The organism is Actinomyces sp. oral taxon 171 str. F0337 (assembly GCF_005696555.1).
Classification (GTDB): domain Bacteria; phylum Actinomycetota; class Actinomycetes; order Actinomycetales; family Actinomycetaceae; genus Actinomyces; species Actinomyces oris_E.
This window is the reverse complement of the sequence record NZ_CP040005.1, coordinates 1,798,219-1,822,881: the sequence shown is the minus strand read 5'-3', so window position 1 is coordinate 1,822,881 and position 24,663 is coordinate 1,798,219. Positions and strand designations below refer to the sequence as shown.

Below are 24,663 nucleotides of genomic sequence, written 5' to 3'. Positions count from 1 at the left end.
AGGGCGTTTCATAGTGTGGAGGACACTCAGAACGATCTGCCGGGACGGTAGGGTATGTCACATGCAAGCGCCACGCGTCACCGTCCTGTCCTACGGATCCGGCAACGTCCGCTCGGCGGTGCGCGCTCTGGAACGCGTCGGCGCGCAGGTGACCCTCACCAGCGACCCGCATGAGGTCGCCCAGGCCGACGGGCTCGTGGTCCCCGGGGTGGGTGCCTTCGGCGCGGTCATGGAGCAGCTGCGGGCGGTTGACGCCCCTCGTCTCATCGAGCGGCGCCTGGCCGGTGGACGGCCGGTCCTGGGAATCTGCGTGGGTATGCAGGTCATGTTCGAGCGCTCCGAGGAGCATGGGACCGCTGAGGAGGGACTGGGCCAGTGGCCCGGCACCGTGTCCCGCCTGAGTGCCGACGTCGTGCCGCACATGGGGTGGAGCCGTGTCCGCCCTCCCTCGGGCTCCGTTCTGTTCGACGGCGTTGCCGACGAGCGCTTCTACTTCGTCCACTCCTATGCGGCCACTGAGGACCCTGCCGAGCTGCTCGGTCGCGGTCCCACCCGTCTGCCCCAGGTCACCTGGGCGGCTCACGGGCACGACTTCATCGCCGCCGTCGAGAACGGTGCCCTGTGCGCCACGCAGTTCCACCCCGAGAAGTCCGGTGACGCAGGGGCTCAGCTGCTGCGCAACTGGTTGACGACTCTCTGAACCCCACCCGAGCCAGCCCACGACCACCGCAGGAGAAACGCATGCTCACTCTACTTCCCGCCGTCGACGTCGCCGATGGCAAGGCCGTTCGCCTCCTTCAAGGGGCGATCGGTTCAGAGACGGATTACGGCAGCCCCGTCGACGCAGCCCGGGACTGGGTGGGAGCCGGGGCTGCATGGATCCACCTGGTGGACCTCGACGCAGCCTTCGGACGTGGCTCCAACCATGAGCTGCTCGCACGCATCGTCGGCGAGGTCGGTATCAAGGTGGAGCTCTCCGGAGGCATCCGTGATGACGCCTCACTGGCCCGGGCCCTGTCCGCCGGAGCCGCTCGGGTCAACCTGGGAACGGCGGCTCTGGAGGACCCCGAGTGGACCGAACGGGTCATCGCCGAGCACGGGGAGAAGATTGCCGTCGGGCTCGACGTGCGCGGCTCCACCTTGGCCGCCCGGGGCTGGACCAAGGAGGGCGGAGACCTGTGGGAGACCCTTGAGCGGCTCAATACCGCAGGATGCGCACGCTATGTCGTCACCGACGTCACTCGGGACGGGACGCTGAGCGGCCCCAACACCGCCCTGCTCACCGAGGTCTGTCAGAGGACTGCGGCGCCGGTGGTCGCCTCGGGCGGTATCGCCCATCTCGACGACCTGGTCGCGCTGCGTCGTCTGGTGCCGTTGGGACTGGAGGGCGCGATCGTCGGTAAGGCGCTCTACAACGGCAACTTCACCCTTCAGGAGGCCCTGGTCGTGGCCGGCGAGGAGGAGGGACGAGAGCCCTCGAAGGGGCGTGTCTGAGCTCTGCCCGCCTCTGCCTGACGTCTCCCGACCGCGCGGCTGCTGCTACGCGGGTGAGCATGGGCGTCCAGGACGCCTCGGGCGTTGCCAGTGTCTGATGACGCCTCGAAGCGCGGTGGCGAAGACGACGCCGGTGGCCGCCAGGTAGGGGCCGTAGTGCTGCCGGGTGATCGGTCCCAACGGCTTGCCCAGTGTCCTGACGATGGCGGTGGAGGCCGCCATGCGCACAGCACGCTCGCCGGCCGCGTGAATGACGACTGAGGGCAGAAGAAGGTCACGGCGCCCGGACTCGGCGGCGAAGAGCTTCACCGGGATCCCGGTCAGTGCCTGCTTCCAGTACCCGTGGGGGCCCCGGCGCAGGTAACGGGAGGTCGCCGTCCTCATCTCGGGCGTGGTCCACGGCGCGGGAGGCTGGTGTCCGCCCCGGGTCAGCAGGTGCGTGACTGCCACCCCGGTGACTGAGCCCGCCACGACCATCGCCGCCCGCCGCCACATCCGCTCTGGGTGGGTCAGCCCCAGCCACACCTGGCTCATCTCCGCCATGATCGGGAAGGAGATGGCCTCGGCCATGCCCCAGACGAACATCACGGCGTCTCCGCGACAGCCCTCCATCGCGGTGCGCAGGACGGTGAAGACGTCTGAGACCGGCTCGGGTCTGCGGGGGCGCTGGAGCATCTCCACGATCTGCTCGCGCGCCCGGTCGCTGACGCCCTCCACGTCATCACTGGGGGCGATCGGCTCGCCGACGCGTACCTCGACGGGGGAGTAACGGGGCAGGCCGCTCTTCTTCGGCATCATCTCTCGCGTCCCCACCAGAGCCACCGGTAGCACAGGGATCCCGAAGTCTCGTGCGAGTCGGGCGGCCCCGGAGTGGAAGCGGCTCATGCTGCCATCCGTGGAGCGGGTGCCCTCGGGGAAGATGAGAATGCTCATCGACTCGGCCACCCGGTTGGCCAGCGTGCCCCGCAGCTCCTCGTAGGCGCCCTCGCCGTCGCGCCGCACCGGGTAGGCGCCCAGCAGTCCCCTGGCCACGAGGCGACGCGAGCGACGGGTGAACCAGTAGTCCTGGGCAGCGACCGTGACCACCCGCATGAGAGTGGGGGAGGCGCTCATCATCGCGATCGTGTCCGCGTGGGAGCCATGGTTGGCGACGACGACGTAGGGGCCGTCGGCCTCGAACTCGCCCTCGACCCGAACACCCCCGAACGGAGCGATGACGGCGGACCAGAAGCGCTGACGCAGTACCGCGCGCCAGGTGACCTTCTGGGGCGTTCGCACAATCGATCGCAGGCGTCGTCCCGCCGAGGCGATCTCGGCCGAACCTGGCACCGAGGGGATCTGAAGGGGCATCGGGCTACCTTTCCGTGGGTTGTGCGGGCGATGGAGGAGGGTGGCTCGGAGGTGGAGAGACAGGACGGGGCTGGGGCGGACGTCGGAGAGATCGGCCCACTCACCCCAGAACGGCGGCCAGAGGCAGGACCAGGAGCAGGGAGTCGACGCGGTCCAGAAGACCCCCGAACCCGGGCAGCCAGGTACCGGCGTCCTTGACCCCGACGGTGCGCTTGACGAGAGACTCCAGAAGGTCTCCCAGGACGCCGCCCAGACCGACGGCGATCACCAGGCCGGGGGTGATGTCGCCCAGCAGGGTGAGGATGAGGGCGGCCCCGATGACGGCCCCCGCCAGTCCACCGAGCGTCTTGTTCGGGGACAGGGGGGACAGCGGACGTCGTGCCCAGGCTATTGGACGCAGGAAGGTCCCACCGGCCCACGCGGCCACGTCGGCGGCCGCAGCCGCGAAGGCGATGAGGAACGCGTCGTGCCACAGCACCACGAGGTGCGCCAGGGACCAAGGAATCCAGATCGAGGCGAAACCGGCAATCGTCGCCCTCCTCAGACCGTGCTCGACGTCGCCGGACAGGACGGCGGGCACGGCGCACGCGAGCACCGTGAGTGGAGCGAGCGCCATGAGGCCCGGGCGCAACCAGGCGGCCAACGGATAGATCACCGCCAGTGAGGCCAGCATCAGGGTCTCCGCCCTGGGCAGTCGAGTGAGCCGGGAGAGCTCGCGAACGGACTGCAACCCGAGGGCGGTGGCGAGCAGCGCCGTCGTCCCCCGTCCGATCCAGATAGGAATGCCGACCGCCGGGATGATGATGGCCCACGTGGTCCAGCGGCGGCGCAGCTCCGCCTTGCGGGACAGGGCCACACCGATGCCGGCCAGGAGCAGGATCGCCACGGCCGTGGTCGCGAGGAACACTGCTCGACCCGTGAGGACCCACCCCGGCCCGGGAATGGTCACGGTCCACGAGCGGCTGCCGCCCACGATCCAGTCGATCAACCCGCCGTCCGCCTCGTGCCCCGCCCAGGCGCTGATCCTGGTGGTCACGACTGGGCTCCTGGGGCGGCCTCGTCCTCAGGAGCACTGCGGCCTATGCGGCTGATGTCCTGCGGAGGCGGTGGTGCCATGGTGTCGGCCATGGCCGGGCCGGTACGTCCGGCGAGCGCGGTGGCGGTGCGTGCCAGCCGCACGCATGCCGTCACCGCAGAACCCATGATGATGACCCAGGCGATGATCACCAGGTACTGGGGGAGGGCGGCCGCCACGACCGCCGCCAGGCACCGCTCGGTCTTTCCGAACGGCCCACCGTTGAGCCTCGTGGCGCCAGCGCCTGCGGCGGCCAGGGAGATGAAGGTCGGTAGCGTTGCGGCCGCCAGAGCGATGAGGGTCAGGTAGACCGTGGTGGTCGATGAACCGGTGCGCAGGGCGAGGCCCACCAGACCGGCCATGATGAACAGGTCGGAGACCCGGTCCCCGATCTCGTTGAGGACGAAGCCGAAGGGTCTCGATACGTCTCGGGCCCGAGCCACGGCACCGTCAAGATTCGCGCCCCCGAGCCGGGCGGCCAGCAGGATGAATGCCAGAGGCCACCAGCCCATGACCAGTGCCCCGCAGCCCAGTGCTGCGGCGATGACGCCGACGGCGGTCCACACGTCAGGGGAGATACCGCGGCGCACCGATGCCTGGATGATGACCCCCAATCGGCGGGTGTACCAGTACTTCAACGAGTAGAGCGATACCACCGCAGCAGGTTATCGAGCCGAGTCCTCGAAGGTGAGTGAATGGTTCGGAAGGTGTTGGGGAGTAATCCCCAGGGCTCGGACGCGCTACGGTGAGTGCTATGAGCAGGTCTTTGGATCACCCGCTGCCGACTCCACGGCCCGAGGCGGTGCCCCAGGTGGCTGCTGCCATGTCCGCCAGAGCGAAGCTGGAACGACTTCTCGCCGCGCCCTCACCCTTCGCCGGAGATGATGGGGCAGTCCGTCCAGAGGTCCAAGCCGCCTTGGAGGCCACGGACCTGGCGCGTCACGAGTACCTCGACCGGTTGTGGTCGGCGCTCGTGGATGGACGCCTCATCGTTCCGGTTGCCGCCCATGCCCTGCCAGGCTCCCCGGAGAAGCGTGGACTCCGGAGTACCGACCTGTCGCGCGGCGGTGCGCCCGAGGTCCCGACCCATGAGGTGCATTCCGCCGACGCCTGCCAGGACGCGGCGACCCTGGCAGTGAGCCTGCCCGACGGGCACATCGCCCTGCCGGTGTTCACCAGCGCCGAGGCCATGAACCGGTGGCGCAGTGACGTGCGCCCCGTGCCCGTCTCGCCCGGACGAGCGGCGCAGGTGGCCTGCCTGTCCACCGATCAGCTGTGGGTGCTCGACCCCGGAAGCCGGGACCTGCGTCTGCCGCGTCCCGCCGTCGTGGCCCTGGCCGGGGGAGAGGCATGGGTGCCCTCATGGCGCAACGAGCCGGTGCAGGCCGAGGTGCGCGCCCAGCTCCAGGAGGTCGACGGAGTCACCGGCGTGGCCTTCGGGCCCGGTGAGGGAGCCGAGCTGCGGGTCTTCATCCGCATCGATGCCGCGGATGGCCGTGCCGGCGTGGCCCGGAGCCTGGAGGGCTGCCAGCACGTCATGGTCAACCCGGCCTGGGGCGACCTCATCGACACCGTGGAGCTGTGCCCGCTCCCCGCCTGATCCGAGACACCGGACCCCGATCTCAGGGGCGTCCCAGGATCAGGGTCTTCCACTGCTCGACCTGTCCGTAGTGGTCCTCCAGCGGCCCGGCCACCTGGTCGAAGCGGGCAACGACCTCGCGCAGGACCCGGGCGTCCTGGGTGCGTCCGTCATTCTGGATGATCCGGGCGGAGGCCTCGGCGATGGTGCGGATCTGGGCGAGGTCCCAGGTCGAGACCATCACCCGGCCGGGGCCCGGGTCCCTCGTGGTGCTCCAGTCGGTTCCGGACTCACGGGAGGGGGCGCAATCGTCGTCGGACGCGCCATGCGGGTCCGGGGTCCTCACGCTGTTCCAATCCATGACTGCGGAGCGTAAGGCATCCGATTCGACCAGGCCACCGAAAAAAACGTGTGTTGGAATAGTACCGATGAGCGCAATATCGACCACCTCAGTCCCATCTCAGCCGGAGCCTGTGTCAACACCCGCTAACCGGCATGAATCCGCCGACGGTGAGGTGAGTCCCATGGTCGGGGCCGCAGCCTCCACCAGCAGCTCCCAGCCCCCGGCGGTGAGCCGTGAGCCACTGGTGAGCGCCTGTGACCTCAGTGTCGGATACAGCGACCAGCCGGTCTGCGCCCCGGCCACCTTCGAGCTGCTTCCCGGACAGGTCCTGGCGCTGGTCGGAGTCAACGGGGCCGGTAAGTCGACGATCCTGCGCACCTGCTGCGGGCTACTGCACCCACTGGCGGGGCAGGTTCACGTACTCGGACACGTCCCCGACCCCCGCTCAGGTGCCCAGCGCGCCGCTGTCGCCACTGATCTGGGGCAGGAGTCCTTCTTCCCCACCCTGACGGTCGCCGAGCACCTGCGGATGGTCTGCTTCGGGCACGGTGTCGTCGAGGCCGACGAGCGGGTCAGTGACCTGCTGGAGGACCTGGAGCTGCGACGGCTCGCGGGGCACCTGCCAGAGGAGCTCTCCTCGGGGCAACGGCGCCGACTGGCGCTGGCATCGGTCCTGGTCCGGCCCCGCAGGCTGCTGGTCCTCGACGAGCCCGAGCAGCGCCTGGACCGGGTGACCCGCCTGCTCCTGGCCGACATGCTCGTCGAGGAGCGCGAGGCCGGCGGGGGAGTGCTCATGGTCTCCCACGACCCGGAGATCGTCGAGGAGGCGGCCACTGACGTGCTCCTCGTCGGACGCGACACCCGGATGCTCAGCGTGGACGACGGCGTGCGCGCCATTGAGGAGGGGCTGAGGTGACGCCGCTGGGTGAGCGGGAGACGCAGGCCCTCCCCATGACCCCTGAGGAGGCGACGTTTCCCGACGGGGCCGCGCTGCGCAGCTGGGTGCGGCGCCGTACCCGACGGCACCGCCGCGGTGTCTGGGCGCTCGTGGGAGACATCTACTCCGTACTCCTGACGCTCATCGTCGTCGTGACGATCCTGGCCCCTTACCTGCGCCGGCTGCTCGCCGCTCAGCCCGGTTCAGCGGCTGGGAGCGGTGCGCTCGGCGGCTTCGTAGCGGCGGGTCTCGATTCCGGGTGGCTGGGCCTGGCTCTGCTCATGCTACTGGGGGCGGTCGGCGTCGGTTCACTCGGCCGGCTCGGCCCCCTCTTCCTGCGCCCCCACGAGGCCGCCTGGTGGCTGCCCATGCCCGGGCAACGGGACAGTCTTCTGGTGCCGGTGGCCCACGTCGAGTACCTCATCGCGGCTACCGTGGGAGCCACGGTGGGCGTGCTCCCAGCGCTGGCGGCCGGAGGCGGCTGGGTCGCCGCCGCGGCGTGGCCGGCCCTGCTTTCGGCCGGGACCTGCCTGGTGCTCACCGAGCTCATCAAGGCCCAGATCCTTGACCGCGGTGTCGAGCCACTGCGCCGTCTTCTCATCCTGGCGGGGATTGGAACGTGCCTGGCCGGCGTGGCGCTTCCCTTCCCGCGCTCCCTGCTCGGGCACACGGCGGTGGCCCTTCTGGCCGGGGTGCTGACCGTCCTCGCCGTGCAGGGATGGCGGCGGGCCAGACCCAGCCTGGAGCAGGTGCATGATGCTGCGCTCCTCGCCGTTGTCGCGCGGTCCTTCGGTGCGCACGTCTCACTGCTGTCACTGGACACCAGGGCCCTGGGGCGGCTGCTCTCCCCGGAGCCCGCCAGGCCCGCGGAACCTTCACCGTTGCGACTGGCCCGGATCGGGAGCCGACTGCCCCGACCCCTCGGGGTGCTGATAGGAGTGGCTCAGACGGACTGGCTCCTGCTGCGCCGCCAGGGCCGGCGCCTGCTTCAGATGGGGGTCGGACTGGCCATCGCGGTGCTGCCGTTCCTGTCCGGAGCCGTCGGTGACCCCCTGCGCGCCGTCGGCTATCTCATCGGAGGCTGGGTCGCGACCCTGGCCGTTGCCGAGCCGGCGCGTCAGGCCTGGTTCGACGGCGGCCCTGACGCCTCCTGGCCGGTGGCGCCCTGGGTGGTTCGAGCAGGCCACCTGCTTGTGCCGGCCGTCCTCATGAGTATGTGGTCCTTGCTGAGCCTGGCCCCGGCCATGGCGGCCCTCGGGGCTGCGGCTGACGGGAAGAAGGGGCTCGCCATCGTTGTCGCTCTGGCCCTGGTGAGCGGCTGGGCCTGGGCTGGGGCTGCGCTGCGTTCGGGGTTCCGCAGGATGCCCGACTTCGCCGCCGGACTCATCGCCTCGCCAATGGGTTCCCTGCCGCCGGGGCTGATGCAGATGCTGACTGAGGGGCCTGACGCTGTCCTCGTGGGAGCGCTGGCTGTGGCGCTCGTTGCCAGTGGTATCGCAGCGCCGACGACGACGCTGCTCGGGATCCAGGCCGCCACCGGTGCTGTCGCCGTCGTGTGGGGAGTCCGCACGAACCGCTGGGCCTCCTGACACTCTGACTCGCCTCATATCCGCCTCATATCCGCCTCATACGTGGGAGGACTCACGCCAAGAGGGGCGAGGACGCAGTGGGAGAGCGAGCCCGTGCCCTGGTAGCATTCCTCACTGACCACCCGGGGTTCGCCCCGGTGCGCAAGCGGAGCGATCCCACCTGGGTTCCTTTTTGGGAATCGGGTTCATGCGAGGGTGACAAGCCCTTCGCGGTCCCTGCTCGGCCACGGCTGTGCGGTGATCGCGCTCATCACGAGGCCTCCGACCTGCGCGGCAGGAACGGGGGCCTTTCCTCGTTCGGCAACCATCCGTGACTCAGAGTGAGGAACCGACATCAGCGAGCCCCGTATCAACGAACGGATCCGCGTTCCCGAAGTGCGTCTCGTCGGCCCCAGCGGCGAGCAGGTCGGCGTTGTCCGCGTGGAGGACGCCCTGCGTCTGGCTGAGGAGGCCGACCTCGACCTGGTCGAGGTGGCACCCGACGCCCGCCCTCCGGTGTGCAAGCTCATGGACTACGGCAAGTTCAAGTACGAGTCGGCCATGAAGGCGCGCGACGCGCGACGCAACCAGGCAAACACCCAGCTCAAGGAGATCCAGTTCCGCCCCAAGATCGATGAGCACGACTACGCCACCAAGCGCGGCCACGTCGAGCGATTCCTCAAGGGCGGGGACAAGGTCAAGTGCATCGTCCGCTTCCGTGGCCGTGAGCAGTCCCGGCCCGAGCTCGGGATCAGGCTCCTGCAGGGCCTGGCCGAGGAGATGGCCGAGCTGGGCACCATCGAGTCCCACCCCCGTCAGGACGGCCGCAACATGGTCATGGTCCTGGCTCCGGTCCGCAAGAAGGCCGAGGTCAAGTCCGACCAGCGCCGCCGCCGCGAGGAGGCCCGCGCCGCCCGCCGTGCCGAGAAGCACGCGGGCCGGGCGCCCAAGGGCGCCAAGGCCTCGGACGGGGAGCCTGCCGGCGAGAACTCCTGAGAGCGCTGTCGGCGCTCTCGATACTCACCTGACACCACCGACCCACCCCCTCGCCGCCGCGAGCGGGGTCCGCAGTCCCGGCGACCACGCGTCTCCCAGGGACCGAGAAGAGGAAATTACCCATGCCGAAGAACAAGACGCACTCCGGTGCCAAGAAGCGCTTCCGGGTCACCGGCAGCGGCAAGCTCATGCGCGAGCAGGCCAACAAGCGCCACCTGCTGGAGGTCAAGTCCTCCCGCCGCAAGCGCAAGCTGTCCCAGGACCAGCCGGTCGCCCCGGCCGACGTCCGTCAGGTCAAGAAGCTGCTCGGTCGCTGACCGCCCAACCCACCAAGGAGTCTCACCATGGCACGTGTGAAGCGGGCTGTTAACGCCCAGAAGAAGCGTCGTTCCGTTCTCGAGAAGGCCTCAGGCTACCGCGGCCAGCGCTCGCGCCTCTACCGCAAGGCCAAGGAGCAGGTCACCCACTCCGGCGTCTACGCGTTCCGCGACCGTCGCGCCCGCAAGGGCGACTTCCGTCGCCTGTGGATCCAGCGCATCAACGCTGCCGCCCGCGTCGAGGGCCTGACCTACAACCGCTTCATCCAGGGCCTTGGCCTGGCCGGCGTGGAGATCGATCGCCGCATGCTCGCCGAGCTGGCCGTCAATGAGCCCGAGGGCTTCAAGGCCCTTGTGGAGGTGGCCCGCAAGGCCCTTCCCGAGGACGTCAACGCCCCCAAGGCCTGACATCAACCAGTGCAGTCGGGCGTCAGCCCCCACTGACACATCATCGCTGAGTCCTCGTCACAGACCCTGAGCCGGTTTGTGGCGAGGACTCGGTGTTCTGGTCGGCCGCTCGCGTAGGCTGACGGCATGAGCCCTACCGCCTCCACCGTCCCTGATGAGTTCCTCGAGGACTCTCCCGAGCGTCCTCAGGCCCGCGGTCCGCGGCGGCGCACCGTCAGCGAGGGCCCGGCCGCCGGCCGTGAGGTGCTGAGCAATCCGGCGTCGGCCCGCATCTCCCGCGTGGCGGGCCTGTCGCGCCGCAACGCGAGGGCCAAGCACCGTCGCTTCCTCGTCGAAGGTCCCCAGGGCGTGCGCGAGGCCGTCCGGCACGCCCCAGGCCGCGTGCTCGACGTCTACCTCACTGAGGCGGCCCTCGAGCGCCACGGCGAGATCTGGGATGAGGCCGTGGCAGTGGGTCTCTACGTGCACGTCACGACTCAACAGGTCATGGACGCCATGAGTCCCGACGCGCAGGGTCTCCTGGCCGTCGTGGCCACCGAGGAGGTCACTGGCTCCGAGGCACTGACCACCGCCCTGGAAGGGGCCAGGCTCGTCGCCGTCCTCGCCCAGGCCCAGGATCCTGGAAATGCCGGCACCATCATCCGGGCCGCCGATGCCGCCGGCGCCGACGCCGTCGTCCTCGTACGCGGCAGCGTGGACCCCACCGCGCCGAAGGTCGTGCGCTCCACCGCCGGAAGCCTCTTCCATCTGCCCGTGGTCACCGGCGTGGCCCTCGACGACGCCGTCACCGCGCTTCACAGTGCCGGACTCACCGTCCTCGCCGCCGACGGACGTGGGGACCTCGACCTCTTCGAGGCTGAGTCCCTCCTGGAGGCCCCCAGTGCCTGGCTGCTCGGTAACGAGGCCCACGGACTGCCCTCAGAGGCGTTGAGCCGAGCCGACGCCGTCGTCTCCATCCCCATCTACGGCAAGGCGGAGTCCCTTAATGTCGCCGCTGCCGCGGCCGTCTGCCTCTACGCCAGCGCCAGGGCGCAGGCTTAGGGCGCAGGCCCAGGACCCGGGCCGCCGCAGACTCACAGCAGCTCGCAGATCGCCTCGGCAGCCCGGCCCGGTCCGTCCAGCCCCTCCATGAGCCGTGCCATCCGCCGAGCGCGCGAACGCATGCCGTCGTCGGCCAGGGCCTGGCGCACCAGCGCGGCCCAGTCGGTCCTGCGAGCCTCCTTCTGCGATACGAGTTTGGCCGAGCCGAAGGCCACGCAGCGCTGAATGTTGAATCGCTGCTCGAACTGCAACGGAATCCCGATGAAGGGCCACCCCTGGACGCAGCTGGTCTGCACCGTTCCCTCCCCGCCGTGAGTGATGGCCAGGTCGACGGCGTCGCCCAGCTGGTGCGCCGGGATCCAGTCAGTGACGTGGACGTTGAGCGGAAGAGTCTCCAGGTCCTCCTCGTGAAGGTGGGAGCGCACCGGCGCCAGTACCTGGCAGTCCGCCTGGCCCAGGCCTGCGAGGACGTCAAGGACGAGGTCACGGTTCCCCGATGAGCCCATGGCGAAGTACACCAGGGGCTGGGGGCCGGCAGCCAGGTCGGCGAGGAGCTCGGGAGTCTCCCCGGGCAGACGGGCGTAGACCGGTCCCACCACCCGGTGCCCCTCCGGCATCCTCAGCCATCGAGGCAGCAGGTGCGGAGCGCTGGCGATGAGATTGAGGTCGGCAGTGAGCCCGGCGAGCACTCCCTGGGGCAGCGAGACGCCATTGGCCTTGGCCACCTGATGGAAGGATCGAGGCAGGGGGACCCGAGTTCCCAGCGCATGGAGCGCGTGGGCGGCCACGTTGTCGAGGAGGCACTCCTCGGGGGATGTGCGCGGCAGGAAACCGGTGGCCCCGGTGGTGCGCGCCGCCTCCAGATGCGCCAGGGAGTAGGCGAAGGGCCGTACGAAAACCAGTGGCACGCACTCCGCCCGCGCAGAAATAAACTGGCTGGGAGTTACTCCGATGACAACGGCGTCCGGGCGTAGGGCGCGCAACAGCACCCGCTCACTTGTCACCCGCTGAGCGAGCATCTGCGCCGTGAACGGGTGGTGCAGGCTGCGACCCTGGTCGAAGTCCAGCGCCAGCCTTCCCTCCTCCTCGCTGAGGTAGGGGGTCAGCAGACGGAACTCGAAGCCCGCGGCCTTGATGTACTCGGAGTTGCGTCGCGAGAAGCCGGCAAAGACGCACTCAACGTGCGAAGGCATCCGGCGGGCCACCTCGATCGCGCGGGTTACCTCGGCGAAGTTGAAGGTCTCCGGAGCGAAGAGGACGCGCGATGTCCTGCGGCGTACAGCCACCACACCTCCAGTGGTGCCATCAGGCATGATTGGCTCTCCTTCTGAGAGCGAGGGGCACCATCATGTGGGGATCCCTCATCGTCGTTATATTGTACGTCTTGTACAACTGAGGGAGAGGTTAGCACGCCCGAGTCTATGTGAATGTCTTTTTTTACGTCAGGTTTGGAGTGCTGGAAAAAGTGTGTGGTGGGGGCTCGGCTGAGGCCTGATCCTCAGTGCGGTTCGGCGGCCGCCCTCAGTGGTCGCCCGCCAGGTCGTGGGCGGTGCTCGGCGCTGAGGCCTGCTCGGAGGTGTGCTCAGCGCCTTGCCGAGCCTGGGACACCAGGCTCCGTAGCGTCTGGGCCGACATGTTCGTGATGGTCTCCTGGCTGATCTCGGGGTGATCCAGCCAGGCCAGGCACAGGGTGATCATGGTGCTGATCCACACCTCAGCGGCGAACATGGCCTGCTCATCGGGCTCTGCGATACCCAGGAGCATGAGCACGAGACGTTCGTAACGCTCGAAGCTGGTGGCCAGTGCGGCCGCGATCTCAGGGTCCTGGTCAAGACCTCCGGTGTGAAGTGCTCGAAGGCTGTCGGGCCTGGCCTTCACGTAGCCTGCGAAGGTGGAGATCGCCCCTTCCAGGGTCAGTGCCGTCTGCTGCTCGACCAGGCCGTGAAGATGAAGGATCTCGTACTCCACGATGGCTCGGGCGAAGGCGATCTTGGAGGGGAAGTAGTGATAGAAGAGTGTGCGTGACACACCGGCCCGCTTGATGATCTCGTTGACGTGAGTGCGGTCGAGCGTTCCTTCCGCGAAGAGCTCAACGCCGACTCTCACCAGCTCCTCCCGACGCTGCTCGGGCTGGAGACGGCGACGCGGATCGGTGGTGCTCGCGGGGCTCATGCGCATGAGACTACGACCGGATGGTCGACTCGCGCGGTTAGGCGCTCTGCTCGGTGTGTGAGCATCATCCCAGGGTCATGGGCGCTCAGGATTGGTTGACGCCCCGGTTGCCGACGGTGCTACTCTTCCTGACGAGAGGTCGGAGCTTTCTCAAACGTGCAGGCTGACATGACGCAAGGAGGAATGCAGTGCGCATGTGGATGTGTTGCTGTTGCTGTCGATGAGACAGATGACGCTCCCATACCCATGTTGAGACGAGGTACTCGTGACCGTATCCGCACCCTCTCCTGATCAGGCAGCCGCAGACCAGAACGATGACGTCCTGGTGCGGATCAGCCACGTCACCAAGTACTACGGCCGCTTCAAGGCTCTCGATGACGTCTCGCTCGACATCCGCCGTGGCGAGGTCGTGGCCGTCATCGGCGCCTCCGGATCGGGTAAGTCGACCCTGTGTCGTACTGTCAACCGTCTGGAGCCGATCCAGAAGGGGCGGATCGAGATCGACGGAACCCCACTGCCTCAGGAGGGTCGGGCTCTGGCACGGCTGCGCGCTGAGGTGGGCATGGTCTTCCAGTCCTTCAACCTCTTCCCGCACCGTACAGTGCTGGACAACATCACCCTGGCGCCCATCAAGGTGCGTGGTGTCCCTCGGGGCCGGGCTGAGGAGCGTGCCCGGGAGCTACTGGCCCGAGTCGGTCTGGAGGACCAGGCCGGAAAGCGTCCCTCCCAGCTCTCCGGAGGGCAGCAGCAGCGCGTCGCCATCGCCCGCGCGCTGGCCATGGACCCCAAGCTCATGCTCTTCGATGAGCCCACCAGCGCCCTGGATCCGGAGATGATCAACGAGGTCCTCGACGTCATCAAGGACCTGGCGACCTCGGGCATGACCATGCTCGTCGTCACCCACGAGATGGGCTTCGCCCGCTCGGTCGCCGATCGGGTCGTCTTCATGGACGGTGGCCAGATCGTTGAGTCTGGCCAACCCGCCGAGTTCTTCTCCTCCCCGCGCACCGAGCGCGCCCGCGACTTCCTCTCCAAGGTGCTCAGCCACTGAACCCTGAACCGCACCTCCTCCCGAGTGCGGCGACCACCGCAGGCCCAGCGCCTGGGACGGCCCCTCCCCGTCCGAACGAAAGGAACACCATGACCATCCTCTCCCGCCGCGGACTCCTGGCCACGACCGGTGCCGTCTCCCTGGCCGGCGTCCTGGCTGCCTGCGCCGACACGGGTGCCGACGGTAAGGCCGTTGCCTCGTCGACGGCCTCTGAGGCCGCCTACGACAAGGCCATCAACTCCGGTCCGGTGGCTCCCGCCGACGTCGTGGCCGCCTCCCCCTGGGCCGCCGCCGTGAAGCAGGCGAACAAGCTCGTCACCGGTGGCACCAAGACCTCGGAGGTCTTCTCCTGGGAGGACTCCAAGACGAAGAAGATCTCCGGCTTCGATGCGGCCATCGCCCAGGCGCTGGCCCGCTACATCATCGGCGGCGACGACGCCCGCTCCCTCCTTGAGGTCCAGCAGGTCACCGCCGACACTCGCGAGACCGTCCTGACTAACGGCACGGTCAAGGCCGTCATCGCCACCTACACGATCACCCCGGAGCGGGCCAAGAAGATCGACTTCGCCGGTCCGTACTACGCCTCCAGCCAGGCCATCCTGGTCAAGGCCGACAACCAGGACATCACCGGCGTCGACACCCTCACCGGGGACGTCGCGGTCCAGTCCAACTCCTCGTCGGCCGCTGCGTTGAAGAAGCACGCCCCCAAGGCCAACGCCAAGCCCTTCGACACCCAGGCCAAGTGCGTCGCCGCCGTCGAGAGCGGGCAGGTCAAGGCCTACGTCGTGGACCAGTCCCTGCTCAAGAGCGAGGTCCTGTCCAATGACAAGGTCAAGATCGTCGGTGAGACCTTCGCCGAGGACCCCTACGGCATCGGACTTCCCAAGGACTCCGGTGCGCAGGCCTTCGTCAACACCTTCCTGAAGACGATCGAGGCCGACGGCACCTGGAAGAGGATCTGGGACGCAACGATCGGAAAGTCCCTCGGTGGCACCGCCCCACAGCCGCCGGCCATCGGGTCGGTCCCCGGGTCCTCGACGGCCGGTGCTGACGGCGCTCAGCAGACTGCCGCGCCGGAGGGCGGCTCAGCGCCGGCCTCCGAGCAGGCCGGTGATAAGACTCCGCAGAACTCCTGAACGACTTCGTTGCCTGTCAGGCTTGCCGTGTCCTCGGTCCGAGTGGACCCGCCGCAGGGCCGACGGCGCGGCGGCCGGCAGCACTCTCGTCATAGTGACGACCCGCATCTTTCAAGGAGACGACCGTGAGTGCCATTACCGACAATCTCGCCGATATCGGCTGGGGACTGCTGGTCACCCTGGTGATCTCCGCCCTGTCCTACCTGGGCGGGCTGCTCCTGGGATCGCTCATGGCCGTCTTCCGGGTCGGTCCCATCCCTCCGCTGCGCGCGCTGGGCGCGGCGTGGGTGACGGTGGCCTGCAACATTCCGAATCTGTGCCTCATGGTGCTCATCGGTCTGGCACTACCCCATGTCGGTATCACGATCCCGCTTTTCTGGTCGGTGGTCGTCGCGCTGATCTTCTCCTCATCCGGATTCGTGTGCGAGACGGTCCGCAGCGGGATCAACTCGGTGCCGAAGGGACAGATCGAGGCCGCTCGCGCGCTGGGCATGCCCTTCGGGCTCATCATTCGTGGAATCGTTCTGCCCCAGGCGCTGGCCCGCACGATCCAGCCGCTGGTCAACATCTTCATCGCCTGCCTCATCGGCTCCTCGCTCGCCGCGGCTATCGGCGTCGTCGAGCTGACGGCGGTCACGCAGAAAATCAACCAGGACCGAGCTGCGGGAGTCATCACCTTCCTCACCTCGGGACTGACCTACCTGGCGATCGCCTTCGCCGCCACGAAGCTCGGCGGCCTTCTTGAGAGGCGCCTCGAGTTCATGGGGAAGGAGCGAGCATGAGCGAAGAGATCATGCCGATGACAGATCCCCGTCCCGTCAAGCAGCGGGGTCAAGGTTCTGGGGCAACGGATGCGGCGCTGCTCTTCGATGAGCCGGGGCCGCGGGGGCGCATCCTGATCGCCGTCGGATCGGTCTTCGCGGTTCTCGGAATCGCGGCGCTGGCAGGTGCGGTCCTCTATCGACTGGATCTTGCAGGGCAGCTCGACTACCCCGAGTGGCGCTACTTCCTGGGGCACTCGGTCGTCAGCCAGCTCCTGGAGGCAGCCGGTACCACGTTGAGCCTGGGGGCCGTTGCTGCCGTCCTCACCTTCCCTCTGGGAATCGCCCTGGGGTGGCTCCGCCTGCTGGACAACCGTCCCGTGAGGTGGCTGGTGGGCCTGTGGATCGATGCCATGAGGGCGGTACCGATGCTGCTGCTCGTCTACTTCTTCCTCCTGGTGGTTCCGCGCTTTGCGACGGTCTCGGACTTCTGGAAGCTGGCACTGCCCATCGTCATGTGCACCTCGGCGACGACGGCGGAGGTCTTCCGCTCCGGTGTCCGGGCGCTGGACCGGGGCCAGACGGAGGCCGCTTGGGCGCTGGGGATGAGTTCATCGCTCACGATGCGCCTCATCCTGGCGCCACAGGCCCTGCGCCTTATGCTCCCGACTCTTGTGACCCAGCTGGTGACCATCGTCAAGGGGACGACGCTGGCGTACGTGCTTGCCTACCCCGAGCTCATGTATCGCGGTTCGACCATAATTGGGCAAGCGAAGATCGACGCTCGCTTGTCGGTCTTCTTCCAGACCTACGTCATCATCGGCGTGCTCTACATCATCGTGAACTGGTCCCTGGGGGCACTGGCCAGGTACATCGAGTCGCGTACCCGTTGAGGGTGGGGCGGGCGACAAACATCGCTGCACCCTCACAGGCGGAGTCAGCCGGCTAGGAGGCTGGTCCACTTGTGTCGGTCGAGTGCGACTCCGACGTAGAGGCCGAAGTGCTTCGTGATGTTCTCATGGTTGTTGTCGGGCCATTTGCTCCACGTGTTGTTGAACGCGACATTCGGGGCTGAGCTGTAGAAGGCCAGTCCCTTCTTCGCGTTCCCAAGGGCGTCATACTCTTTGGATGAATCCTGTTTTCCGGTGACCCAGTTCAGTGAGAACTTGCTTCGATCCTGGGGGGAGAATGAGATTCCAGTCTGGTCATTCGGGGCATCGCCTCCACCGAAGACAATGAATCCTCCACCTTTCATGCTTTCGGCATACTCGGGGAAGAAGCTTTGGGTGATGAACTCGGATCCTCCGGAGTAGCCGATGAGCCACACTTGGTCCATGGTGCACCGGTGCTTGGTGCTTTCCCTCTGGATTGTGTCCGCCAAATACTTGACATTGTCTCCGCTCCACCACTTGCCGTCCGCGCTGGGGGTGCGAACGGATAGGACGTCATGGCCCCGGCTCGTTGCGGCACCAACGATTCCGTCCGTTCCAGCAAGGCCGCCGGGGATAGAGGACGTGTTGTTGCTGTCGCTGTCATACAGCTCCTGGCCGTCGCCGTCGAGGTAGACGACCAGTCCTTTTCTGCCGTTCCGACCCGCGTAGAATCGTGTTGCAGGAACGGAAGCATCGTTGCTGTTTGTTGAGGTGGCCGCTGCTGCTCCTGTGCTATGTCCGATGTAGGCGCTCGCTGCGAGAGCAAGCGGCAGACCAAGGGTATGACGCCGGGAAATGAGCCTTGCCATCAGTGATTCTCCTCGTGTGATGGTGTTGCTGTCTGCGTCGGGGTAATGGGACGCTAGCACGAGCAATCGCGACAGTAAAGCGGGGCGGGAGAGCGTTCAGTCATTATGGTGCAGTTTGCAAGGCGCCGCTGGGTAGAGGGCCGGAGGCGGGCTGTGGTGATGGCATTCAGGAGGGCAGGTCGCGGCGGGTGTAGGCGACCAGTCCGATCATGATGCCGGTGAGTCCCACCGTCGTCTGGACGGCCAAGGGTTTCCAGTCAGGTGAGCCGACGACGTCGAGATGGTGTCCGAGCACACTGAGGTCCTTGGCCCAGTCCTCGAGTCCGCGTCGGCTGGGGTGTGGTGAGGTTCGGCAACCGCGCTCTGTGCATCTCAGGCACTTTTGGCTGCTATGACGTCGTCACTTCGGCAGTGGGTGCTGCCGCAACACCGGGAGCATATCCATTGCAGGAGTGTGTGCTGTCCTTGTGTTGGAAGCTGGTGAACGGGCCTGGGCTACGCCTTGTTTTGTCCCGTGGTCACAGAGGCTGAAGGAGTGAGGGTAGGAGCCTGTCCAAGGCCTGTTGATCGTTGGGGGAGAGGAGCTTGCGCAGGTCGTCGTCAAGTTTCTCGACGACGACGGTGGCAGTCTTCAACAGCCTACGCCCTTCGTTGGTGATCTCGATGGTCTGCACCCGACGGTCGTTCCGACTGCGCTCCCTGCGCACGGCGCCGATGTTGACGAGCTGGTCAACCAGCGACACGACCAGGCTCGGGGCGACACCGAGCTGCGCGGCGATCTCACGCTGGGAGCTCGCCAGTCCGGCGTCGACGACGGCGAGCAGTCCCACCTGCTTGTGGGTCAGACCGGTGCGCTCAATACGTCTTGAGAACGACTGGGTGATCCGGCTGCCGGCGACGCCGAGCTGGAAGCACGTCGAAGCCAGGATGATGTGGCCATCTTGTCTGCTCATGAGACCAACGATACGCTAGAGAATGATTCAGCAATGAACGATAGGGGCCTCATGCCATGGTGGTTGGCGGTGCTGAACTCGTTACTAGGAGTCGTCTCGGCGGGGTTCTGAGCCGTCGCGGTGATCCGCCCGCAGACGCTCGCCCCGCTGCTGGGACATAGAGGGAAAGGTGGACGTTTCTATCCGGCGATGTATGCGGCCCGCAGTATTCCGCTCGGTGTGCTGGTCGCAGTCGTCGTCTGGCTGGATCCTGCCCAGTCGTCAACTGTGCTCGTCCTAGCCGCGGCGGCGGCCGCTCAGCTTGGAGATATGCTGATCGGTGTCGTGCACCGTGTGCCGGGAATGGTGGTGATTCCTCTTGCTGCTGCCGTTCTTCATCTGGCCGGTGCGACTTATCTGCTATGAGGGCGTAGGTGCAAAGTTTGAGATGTACCGCCGCTGCCAGGGCGTCTCCGCTGCTCGCGGGTGGTAAGTGTCTCGTATGAACTTCAATGCGCTGACTGGGTCCATTCCGTCAAGTATTGCAATGCATGCTAGCGCGGTGCCTGTTCGCCCCACACCCCCGCGGCATGCTATGTCGACCCTGGAATATGTTGCCCTCTCGAGGGTTAGTTCCAGTGCGTGGCGCGCTTCGAGCTTGTTGACTGGGAGGCAGAAGTCCGGCCATTTGATCCAGCGGATTTCCGCTTCAGGGGGATGGCGTGGGTAAAAACTTGACAAGATGAGAATGTGGTCTGGCGAGTCCCTACTTGTTTTGTAGTAACGGATAGGTCGCCCTCTTATTTGTGTGCCGGAAGGGAAAGTGACGATGCCTGATTCATGTGTGTTCCACTGTCCGATAAAGGCGTTTATTTTATTCATGATACTCTTGATGGTGATATGTCGGATTCGAATGACTGCAAGAACAGCAAGTTGAGTCAGGAGGGCAGGTCGCGGCGGGTGTAGGCGACCAGTCCGATCATGATGCCGGTGAGTCCCACCGCCGTCTGGACGGCCAAGGGTTTCCAGTCAGGTGAGCCGACGACGTCGAGATGGTGTCCGAGCACACTGAGGTCCTTGGCCCAGTCCTCGAGCTCCACGAGCCCGCCGAAGAACTGGGCGAAGCCGCTCCAGGCCATGATCGCCCAGGACATGCCGGTCAGTCTCGGCGCCAGACCCACCAGGGCGGCCGCGATCCCGATGGCCGCCACCATACCGGGCAGCTGGCTCACCGTGAACACGAAGGACCGCGCCACGGCGTGGTCGTCCGTGAGCTGAGTCGCCGTCGTCGCCGCAAGGACCGCTGCCGAGGCGAGCAGCAGGACCATCGACTCGATCAGCGCGTACAGAACCTGGGAGAGGAACACGCGTCCACGACTGACTCCAGCAGCGAGCTCGATCTCCATCAGGCCCGCGCGCTCCAGACCTGCCAACCAGTTCACCCGCCGTAACACCGCTACAGCCACGAGCAGCACCGTCACCACTGTCATGAGGGACATGAACTGCTCCACCGGGGAACCCACGGCGACCTTGCCTACCCAGGACGCCGTCGGCGAACCGGGGGCCAGCAGATCCTTGACGCTGCCCGAGACGGATCCGTACAGGAGCGCAAGACCCGTTGAGGCCAGGACCCAGCCGACGAGACCGCGCCACGACAGGCGCCCGAGCAGATCCATATGGCCCCGCACCCGCCACCGACGCCGAGACGAGCCGAGGTCGGGCAGATAGCCGTCCAGGTACTCACGGCGCATTGCGAGCACCATGGCACCGAGCGCCAGCGCGACCGCAACGGCGCAGCACACCGAGAGCACTGTGAACCGATCGTCGGAGTACGGGCGCACGAGGTCGCGCCAGCCCAGAGGAGTCAGCCACCTGAGCCAGTCCGAGCCGCCGGCGTCAGAGATCTGGTCAGCACTCACCCGCATCACGAAGGCGAGTGCGAGCGCGACCATCGACAGGCCCCTGGCCTGGCCCAGGTGGCGTCCCAGTTGGCAGGCCACCGCAGCAGCACCCGTGAACGCCCAGCCGCTCACGCAGATCGTTCCGGCCAGCGCCCAGGCCCCGGAGACCGTCAGCTCCGCAATGCTCCTGGTCTGCCAGGTCAGAATGCCTCCGACTCCTGCAGACAGGCCGCCGACAGCCGTCCAGACCACCATCACCGGGACCGCATGCGGAACCGCCCTGCCGGCACCGGTGGACCGCAGGACCTCGATGAGCCCCTCATCCTCGTCCCCCCGCAGCATCCGGCAGGTCAGCATGATCGCCATGAGCGCGGTGCACACGAGCAGAAAGGTCCCGGTCTCCCACTGCAGGAGCTGCCCGAGCCGGCCAGGAGTCGGGACGTATCCGTAGAGCAGACGCGTCCCCGGAGACTTGCGCATCTGGTCGATGAGTACCGTCCGGGACTCCAGTGAGGGGTAGACGCTCTCGTAGCTCGGTGCGGTGACACCGACCAGGAGCCACAGGGGCAGGACCCATGCCACGATCTGAACCCGGAAACGCCTGAACGCGATCCGCAGGTACACGACCCATCCGGACAGGGCGCCACCACCGTCCGCACCATGCCTGCCGGGCACGGGGCCGCCTGCACCACCTGTCGGTGCCGACGCCGCTGTGCTGACACTCATCAGGCCTCCTCGTAGTGACGCAGGAAGAGATCCTCCAGACTGGCCGGCTCACAGGTAACGTCCTGAATCCGGTGCTCACCCACGAGGCTCAGCACCGTTGGTACCTGCTCCGCCGGCACCTCAAGGCTGAGACGGCCACCGTCCTCGACGACATCGAGCCCCATGGCCCCCAGCGCCTGCGAGACGGCCCCGACCTCAGCGGTCGGAGCACTCATCTCAATGTGCGTGAGCGACAGCCGCCGCAGCGTTCCCAGGTCGCCGTGCTCGACCACGCGGCCGCCCTTGATGATCGTCACCGCGCTGCACAGGCCCTGGACCTCGGCCAGGATGTGGCTGGAGAGCAGAACTGTACGGCCCTCGCCGGCGGCTCTGGTGATCTCCTCGGTGAAGACCCGCTCCATGAGCGGATCCAGACCGCTGGTGGGCTCGTCGAGCACGAGCAGACTCGTCGGTGCCGCCAGGGCGGCCACGAGCGCCACCTTCTGCCGGTTCCCCTTGGAGTAGGTCCGTACCCGCTTGGTCGGGTCGAGATCGAAGCGCTCGATGAGCTCGGCCTCCCGATCGGTGTCGCGCGCTCCGCGCAGTCCTGCCAGGGTGTCAAGCACCTGGCCGCCGGTCAGGGGCGGCCACAGCGCCACATCACCGGGAACATAGGAGACCTGCCGGTTGATGACCGCGGCCTGTCGCCATGGCTCGCGGCCCAGCACTCTCACGCTTCCGTCGTCGGGCCGGTAGAGCCCCAGCAGGATACGGATCGTTGTGGACTTACCCGCCCCGTTGGGACCGAGGAAGCCGTGGACGCTGCCCGCCTCCACCTCCAGGTCCAGGCCATCGAGCGCCCTGAAGTGCCTGAAGTGCTTGACCAGACCGCGCACGAGCACCGGTGCCTCAGCCCTGCCTCCGAGATCACGGACCGCGGCGGGAGGAGAGCCCGTCGTGGGCTGATCCGAGCCCGCGCCAGATGCTGCTGACGTGCCCGGTGCCTTCTTTGCCTCGCCTCTCATAGCGCTGGCTCCTCTCCCGCCGAGCGGCGGATAGTTGCGGCGAAGTCCGGATCGGTGAGCATGAGCTCCATGAGCTCAGCCACGAAGGCCTGCTGAGCCGGATGGGGGTAGCTGGAGGTGGCCAGCACGTGGGTGAGCCGCCACATGGCGCGCCCCAGAGCGCCCGAGGGCAGGTCGTTCAGGACGGCCAGGGCGTGCTCCTTGTGGCGGGACGCGAGCCCCCAGCTGTTCTGCGCCAGCCGGTGAGCCTCGGCGAGGCCCTCGTTCTCGCTCAGCGTTGCCAGACGGGTGAAGTCCATGACCTGCTGAGCGGACAGCTCGCGATCATCCTCGTCCAGCCCTTCGATGAAGGGGATCGCACTGTCGGGCACCATGCCCAGAGAGGCGAGCACCACCATCATCTGGCGCTCGGCCCTCAGCACTCGCACACTGCCGCCCAGCCGGGCGATCCGAGCCTCGATGTCGTCATAGAAACGCGTCAGGGCACTGGGAGCGGGGGACAGGCCCTCACCGCGCTCCACCCGGGCGATGAGCTCATCGACCCGGGAGGCCTGCTCGGCCAGGCTGCGCTGCTGCGCCTCGATCGTGCCCCGAGTGGCCCACAGATCGCGCAGCACCGCCTCGCGGCGGGAGTCCTGATCGGTGCCGATCGTGTCCGAGGCGAGCATCTCAGCCACCTGTGTCAGCGACAGTCCACCGTCGGCCAACCACCGGATCCGCATCAGACGGGCCACGTGCTCGACGCCGTACTCGCGCCGCCCTCGCACCGTGGGCGGAATCTCCAACAGACCCAGGTGGTGGTAGTGACGCACCGCCCTCGGCGTGGTCCCGGCGATCCGGGCAAGCTCCTTGACGTGCATAAACCCATCTCAGCAGGTGACGTAACGTCACCGTCAAGTCCCACCGGTCCACGGCGTACCCCAGACCTCAACCGGGCGGAAGGAGGCCCTCGCCCCCGCCGGCGAGACGATTTACGCCCTCGCGACGGCGCGGACTACCCTTAAGGGCGGACAACCCCGGAGACACCTGGTGGAAGGCACCGCATATGACTGACGCTCCCGGCGCGCTCTCGCCCCTGGACGAGGCCGGCATCAATGCCGCCGTCGAAGAGGCCCTGGCCGCCTTCGCCACAGCCGGCACCCTCGCCGAGCTCAAGGAGGCCCGCCTGGCCCACACCGGCGATACCTCACCACTGACCCTGGCCAACCGACTCATCGGCACCCTGGACAAGGCGGACAAGCCCACCGCCGGAAAGCTCCTGGGGGGCGCTCGCGGGCGCATCGCCAAGGCGCTGACTGCCAGGCAGGAGACGCTCGAGGCCGCCGCTGAGGAGGAGATGCTGCGCACCGAGGCGGTCGACGTCACCATCCCCACCTCGCGGACGCAGACGGGCGCCCGGCATCCTCTCGACGTCCTCGTCGACGAGGCCTGCGACTTCTTCACCTCCATGGGGTGGTTCATCGCCGAGGGGCCGGAGGTGGAGCACGAGTGGTTCGACTTCGACGCCCTCAACTTCGACGCCGACCACCCCGCCCGCCAGATGCAGGACACCTTCTACATCGACGGTGCCAGCGTCGGGGCGGACGAGGGGCAGGCGGCCAACCTCGTGCTGCGCACCCACACCTCACCTGTCCAGGCCCGCGTCATGCTCGATCAGCAGCCCCCGATCTACGTGGCCTGCCCCGGCAAGGTCTTCCGCTCCGACGAGCTCGACGCCACCCACACCCCCGTCTTCCACCAGGTCGAGGGCCTGGCCGTGGACAAGGGCCTGACCATGGCGCACCTCAAGGGCGTCCTCGACCACTTCGCCAAGGCCATGTTCGGCCCCGAGGCGCGCACCCGCCTGCGCCCCTCCTTCTTCCCCTTCACCGAGCCCAGCGCCGAGATGGACCTGTGGTTCCCTCAGAAGAAGGGGGGCGCCGGCTGGATCGAGTGGGGAGGATGCGGCATGGTCAATCCCAACGTGCTCACCGCCTGTGGCATCGATCCCGAGGTCTACACGGGCTTCGCCTTCGGCATGGGGCTGGAACGCACCCTCATGCTGCGCCACGGAATCGCCGACATGCATGACATCGTCGAGGGCGATATCCGCTTCTCCCAGCAGTTCGGCACCACCGGAAGGGGAAACTGA

At 67.3% G+C, this 24,663-nt stretch carries 26 protein-coding genes and 1 pseudogene; 15 read left to right on the top strand and 12 right to left on the bottom strand.

The features are described from left to right. Window positions 1-61: 61 nt before the first annotated feature. Window positions 62-700, top strand: a complete 639-nt coding sequence (gene hisH, locus FBF36_RS08040) for an imidazole glycerol phosphate synthase subunit HisH (RefSeq protein WP_009393873.1) — start codon at window positions 62-64, stop codon at window positions 698-700. Window positions 701-741: 41 nt separating this feature from the next. Next, a complete protein-coding gene (gene priA, locus FBF36_RS08035; RefSeq protein WP_009393874.1) occupies window positions 742-1,494 on the top strand; it encodes a bifunctional 1-(5-phosphoribosyl)-5-((5-phosphoribosylamino)methylideneamino)imidazole-4-carboxamide isomerase/phosphoribosylanthranilate isomerase PriA in 753 nt (250 codons plus the stop codon). Between the two features lie 45 nt (window positions 1,495-1,539). On the opposite strand, the gene FBF36_RS08030 is transcribed toward priA, so the two are convergent. The 3 genes from FBF36_RS08030 to FBF36_RS08020 form a co-directional block, all read right to left on the bottom strand. Then, window positions 1,540-2,844, bottom strand: a complete 1,305-nt coding sequence (locus FBF36_RS08030) for a lysophospholipid acyltransferase family protein (RefSeq protein ID WP_009393875.1) — start codon at window positions 2,842-2,844, stop codon at window positions 1,540-1,542. Between the two features lie 100 nt (window positions 2,845-2,944). Next, on the bottom strand, window positions 2,945-3,880 hold the full coding sequence (locus FBF36_RS08025; RefSeq protein WP_009393876.1) for a phosphatidate cytidylyltransferase: 936 nt from the start codon (window positions 3,878-3,880) through the stop codon (window positions 2,945-2,947). After that, window positions 3,877-4,575 (bottom strand): CDP-alcohol phosphatidyltransferase family protein, encoded by a 699-nt coding sequence (locus FBF36_RS08020; RefSeq protein WP_009393877.1) that lies wholly within the window; start codon window positions 4,573-4,575, stop codon window positions 3,877-3,879. The genes FBF36_RS08025 and FBF36_RS08020 overlap by 4 nt, the downstream gene beginning before the upstream one ends. A gap of 167 nt (window positions 4,576-4,742) precedes the next feature. On the opposite strand from FBF36_RS08020, the gene FBF36_RS08015 reads away from it, so the two are divergent. Then, the gene (locus FBF36_RS08015; RefSeq protein WP_009393878.1) at window positions 4,743-5,519 is read left to right on the top strand and encodes an SseB family protein; all 777 of its coding nucleotides are present in this window, start codon (window positions 4,743-4,745) and stop codon (window positions 5,517-5,519) included. 22 nt (window positions 5,520-5,541) lie between these two features. On the opposite strand, the gene FBF36_RS08010 is transcribed toward FBF36_RS08015, so the two are convergent. Further along, on the bottom strand, window positions 5,542-5,859 hold the full coding sequence (locus tag FBF36_RS08010) for a hypothetical protein (RefSeq protein WP_009393879.1): 318 nt from the start codon (window positions 5,857-5,859) through the stop codon (window positions 5,542-5,544). 163 nt (window positions 5,860-6,022) lie between these two features. Here FBF36_RS08010 and FBF36_RS08005 point away from each other — a divergent pair, with 163 nt between their 5' ends. The 6 genes and pseudogenes from FBF36_RS08005 (at window position 6,023) to FBF36_RS07980 (ending at window position 11,108) form a co-directional block, all read left to right on the top strand. Beyond that, complete coding sequence (locus FBF36_RS08005; RefSeq protein WP_009393883.1) at window positions 6,023-6,757, top strand: ABC transporter ATP-binding protein; 735 nt, start codon at window positions 6,023-6,025, stop codon at window positions 6,755-6,757. Beyond that, window positions 6,754-8,367: a DUF6297 family protein gene (locus FBF36_RS08000; protein WP_009393884.1), complete on the top strand. Its 1,614-nt coding sequence runs from the start codon at window positions 6,754-6,756 to the stop codon at window positions 8,365-8,367. Before FBF36_RS08005 ends, FBF36_RS08000 begins: the two co-directional genes overlap by 4 nt. Window positions 8,368-8,700: 333 nt before the next feature. Next, window positions 8,701-9,210, top strand: a pseudogene (gene infC, locus FBF36_RS07995) (translation initiation factor IF-3); the annotation flags it as partial. 254 nt (window positions 9,211-9,464) lie between these two features. Then, window positions 9,465-9,659, top strand: a complete 195-nt coding sequence (gene rpmI, locus FBF36_RS07990; RefSeq protein WP_003780493.1) for a 50S ribosomal protein L35 — start codon at window positions 9,465-9,467, stop codon at window positions 9,657-9,659. Between the two features lie 27 nt (window positions 9,660-9,686). After that, window positions 9,687-10,067 carry a 50S ribosomal protein L20 gene (gene rplT, locus FBF36_RS07985; protein ID WP_009393891.1) on the top strand — a complete coding sequence of 127 codons (381 nt, stop codon included), beginning with the start codon at window positions 9,687-9,689 and terminating at the stop codon, window positions 10,065-10,067. A gap of 126 nt (window positions 10,068-10,193) precedes the next feature. Beyond that, a complete protein-coding gene (locus FBF36_RS07980; RefSeq protein ID WP_009393895.1) occupies window positions 10,194-11,108 on the top strand; it encodes a TrmH family RNA methyltransferase in 915 nt (304 codons plus the stop codon). A gap of 32 nt (window positions 11,109-11,140) precedes the next feature. On the opposite strand, the gene FBF36_RS07975 is transcribed toward FBF36_RS07980, so the two are convergent. Both FBF36_RS07975 and FBF36_RS07970 read right to left on the bottom strand, forming a co-directional pair. Further along, on the bottom strand, window positions 11,141-12,421 hold the full coding sequence (locus FBF36_RS07975; RefSeq protein WP_009393897.1) for a glycosyltransferase: 1,281 nt from the start codon (window positions 12,419-12,421) through the stop codon (window positions 11,141-11,143). 208 nt (window positions 12,422-12,629) lie between these two features. Continuing rightward, window positions 12,630-13,280, bottom strand: coding sequence for a TetR/AcrR family transcriptional regulator (locus FBF36_RS07970; RefSeq protein WP_034491224.1), 651 nt, complete (start codon window positions 13,278-13,280; stop codon window positions 12,630-12,632). Between the two features lie 265 nt (window positions 13,281-13,545). Here FBF36_RS07970 and FBF36_RS07965 point away from each other — a divergent pair, with 265 nt between their 5' ends. The 4 genes from FBF36_RS07965 (at window position 13,546) to FBF36_RS07950 (ending at window position 17,121) form a co-directional block, all read left to right on the top strand. Beyond that, entirely contained in the window at window positions 13,546-14,331 is a 786-nt protein-coding gene (locus FBF36_RS07965; RefSeq protein ID WP_050792618.1) for an amino acid ABC transporter ATP-binding protein, read from the top strand. A gap of 89 nt (window positions 14,332-14,420) precedes the next feature. Then, the gene (locus tag FBF36_RS07960; protein ID WP_009393904.1) at window positions 14,421-15,467 is read left to right on the top strand and encodes a glutamate ABC transporter substrate-binding protein; all 1,047 of its coding nucleotides are present in this window, start codon (window positions 14,421-14,423) and stop codon (window positions 15,465-15,467) included. Window positions 15,468-15,592: 125 nt separating this feature from the next. After that, on the top strand, window positions 15,593-16,249 hold the full coding sequence (locus FBF36_RS07955; protein ID WP_009393908.1) for an amino acid ABC transporter permease: 657 nt from the start codon (window positions 15,593-15,595) through the stop codon (window positions 16,247-16,249). Continuing rightward, window positions 16,246-17,121, top strand: a complete 876-nt coding sequence (locus FBF36_RS07950) for an amino acid ABC transporter permease (protein ID WP_009393910.1) — start codon at window positions 16,246-16,248, stop codon at window positions 17,119-17,121. The genes FBF36_RS07955 and FBF36_RS07950 overlap by 4 nt, the downstream gene beginning before the upstream one ends. A gap of 44 nt (window positions 17,122-17,165) precedes the next feature. On the opposite strand, the gene FBF36_RS07945 is transcribed toward FBF36_RS07950, so the two are convergent. The 3 genes from FBF36_RS07945 to FBF36_RS07940 form a co-directional block, all read right to left on the bottom strand. Continuing rightward, window positions 17,166-17,969, bottom strand: a complete 804-nt coding sequence (locus FBF36_RS07945; protein WP_034491203.1) for a hypothetical protein — start codon at window positions 17,967-17,969, stop codon at window positions 17,166-17,168. A 166-nt stretch (window positions 17,970-18,135) separates the two neighbouring features. Next, a complete protein-coding gene (locus FBF36_RS13670; RefSeq protein WP_263970013.1) occupies window positions 18,136-18,264 on the bottom strand; it encodes a hypothetical protein in 129 nt (42 codons plus the stop codon). A gap of 223 nt (window positions 18,265-18,487) precedes the next feature. Further along, window positions 18,488-18,922 carry a MarR family winged helix-turn-helix transcriptional regulator gene (locus tag FBF36_RS07940; protein ID WP_009393926.1) on the bottom strand — a complete coding sequence of 145 codons (435 nt, stop codon included), beginning with the start codon at window positions 18,920-18,922 and terminating at the stop codon, window positions 18,488-18,490. A 120-nt stretch (window positions 18,923-19,042) separates the two neighbouring features. On the opposite strand from FBF36_RS07940, the gene FBF36_RS07935 reads away from it, so the two are divergent. Beyond that, entirely contained in the window at window positions 19,043-19,327 is a 285-nt protein-coding gene (locus FBF36_RS07935; protein ID WP_225792318.1) for a hypothetical protein, read from the top strand. 512 nt (window positions 19,328-19,839) lie between these two features. Here FBF36_RS07935 and FBF36_RS07925 read toward each other — a convergent pair. The 3 genes from FBF36_RS07925 to FBF36_RS07915 are packed head-to-tail and all read right to left on the bottom strand — an operon-like array spanning window position 19,840 to window position 23,392. Continuing rightward, complete coding sequence (locus FBF36_RS07925) at window positions 19,840-21,528, bottom strand: ABC transporter permease (protein ID WP_225792317.1); 1,689 nt, start codon at window positions 21,526-21,528, stop codon at window positions 19,840-19,842. Further along, a complete protein-coding gene (locus tag FBF36_RS07920; protein ID WP_034491206.1) occupies window positions 21,528-22,532 on the bottom strand; it encodes an ABC transporter ATP-binding protein in 1,005 nt (334 codons plus the stop codon). The genes FBF36_RS07925 and FBF36_RS07920 overlap by 1 nt, the downstream gene beginning before the upstream one ends. After that, window positions 22,529-23,392, bottom strand: a complete 864-nt coding sequence (locus FBF36_RS07915) for a MerR family transcriptional regulator (RefSeq protein ID WP_009393934.1) — start codon at window positions 23,390-23,392, stop codon at window positions 22,529-22,531. The genes FBF36_RS07920 and FBF36_RS07915 overlap by 4 nt, the downstream gene beginning before the upstream one ends. Window positions 23,393-23,577: 185 nt before the next feature. Here FBF36_RS07915 and pheS point away from each other — a divergent pair, with 185 nt between their 5' ends. Further along, window positions 23,578-24,663 (top strand): phenylalanine--tRNA ligase subunit alpha, encoded by a 1,086-nt coding sequence (gene pheS, locus FBF36_RS07910; RefSeq protein ID WP_009393938.1) that lies wholly within the window; start codon window positions 23,578-23,580, stop codon window positions 24,661-24,663.

Excerpts from the sequence above, each read along its gene's own strand:
- FBF36_RS08015 (WP_009393878.1), top strand. The coding sequence starts at position 4,743 with ATGTCCGCCAGAGCGAAGCTGGAACGACTTCTCGCCGCGCCCTCACCC.
- priA (WP_009393874.1), top strand. The coding sequence starts at position 742 with ATGCTCACTCTACTTCCCGCCGTCGACGTCGCCGATGGCAAGGCCGTT.
- rplT (WP_009393891.1), top strand. The coding sequence starts at position 9,687 with ATGGCACGTGTGAAGCGGGCTGTTAACGCCCAGAAGAAGCGTCGTTCC.
- rpmI (WP_003780493.1), top strand. The coding sequence starts at position 9,465 with ATGCCGAAGAACAAGACGCACTCCGGTGCCAAGAAGCGCTTCCGGGTC.
- FBF36_RS07950 (WP_009393910.1), top strand. The coding sequence starts at position 16,246 with ATGAGCGAAGAGATCATGCCGATGACAGATCCCCGTCCCGTCAAGCAG.
- FBF36_RS07925 (WP_225792317.1), bottom strand. The coding sequence starts at position 21,528 with ATGAGTGTCAGCACAGCGGCGTCGGCACCGACAGGTGGTGCAGGCGGC.
- FBF36_RS07980 (WP_009393895.1), top strand. The coding sequence starts at position 10,194 with ATGAGCCCTACCGCCTCCACCGTCCCTGATGAGTTCCTCGAGGACTCT.
- FBF36_RS07915 (WP_009393934.1), bottom strand. The coding sequence starts at position 23,392 with ATGCACGTCAAGGAGCTTGCCCGGATCGCCGGGACCACGCCGAGGGCG.
- pheS (WP_009393938.1), top strand. The coding sequence starts at position 23,578 with ATGACTGACGCTCCCGGCGCGCTCTCGCCCCTGGACGAGGCCGGCATC.
- FBF36_RS07960 (WP_009393904.1), top strand. The coding sequence starts at position 14,421 with ATGACCATCCTCTCCCGCCGCGGACTCCTGGCCACGACCGGTGCCGTC.
- FBF36_RS07975 (WP_009393897.1), bottom strand. The coding sequence starts at position 12,421 with ATGCCTGATGGCACCACTGGAGGTGTGGTGGCTGTACGCCGCAGGACA.
- FBF36_RS07970 (WP_034491224.1), bottom strand. The coding sequence starts at position 13,280 with ATGAGCCCCGCGAGCACCACCGATCCGCGTCGCCGTCTCCAGCCCGAG.
- FBF36_RS07945 (WP_034491203.1), bottom strand. The coding sequence starts at position 17,969 with ATGGCAAGGCTCATTTCCCGGCGTCATACCCTTGGTCTGCCGCTTGCT.
- FBF36_RS07940 (WP_009393926.1), bottom strand. The coding sequence starts at position 18,922 with ATGAGCAGACAAGATGGCCACATCATCCTGGCTTCGACGTGCTTCCAG.
- FBF36_RS08030 (WP_009393875.1), bottom strand. The coding sequence starts at position 2,844 with ATGCCCCTTCAGATCCCCTCGGTGCCAGGTTCGGCCGAGATCGCCTCG.
- FBF36_RS08010 (WP_009393879.1), bottom strand. The coding sequence starts at position 5,859 with ATGGATTGGAACAGCGTGAGGACCCCGGACCCGCATGGCGCGTCCGAC.
- FBF36_RS08005 (WP_009393883.1), top strand. The coding sequence starts at position 6,023 with ATGGTCGGGGCCGCAGCCTCCACCAGCAGCTCCCAGCCCCCGGCGGTG.
- hisH (WP_009393873.1), top strand. The coding sequence starts at position 62 with ATGCAAGCGCCACGCGTCACCGTCCTGTCCTACGGATCCGGCAACGTC.
- FBF36_RS07920 (WP_034491206.1), bottom strand. The coding sequence starts at position 22,532 with ATGAGAGGCGAGGCAAAGAAGGCACCGGGCACGTCAGCAGCATCTGGC.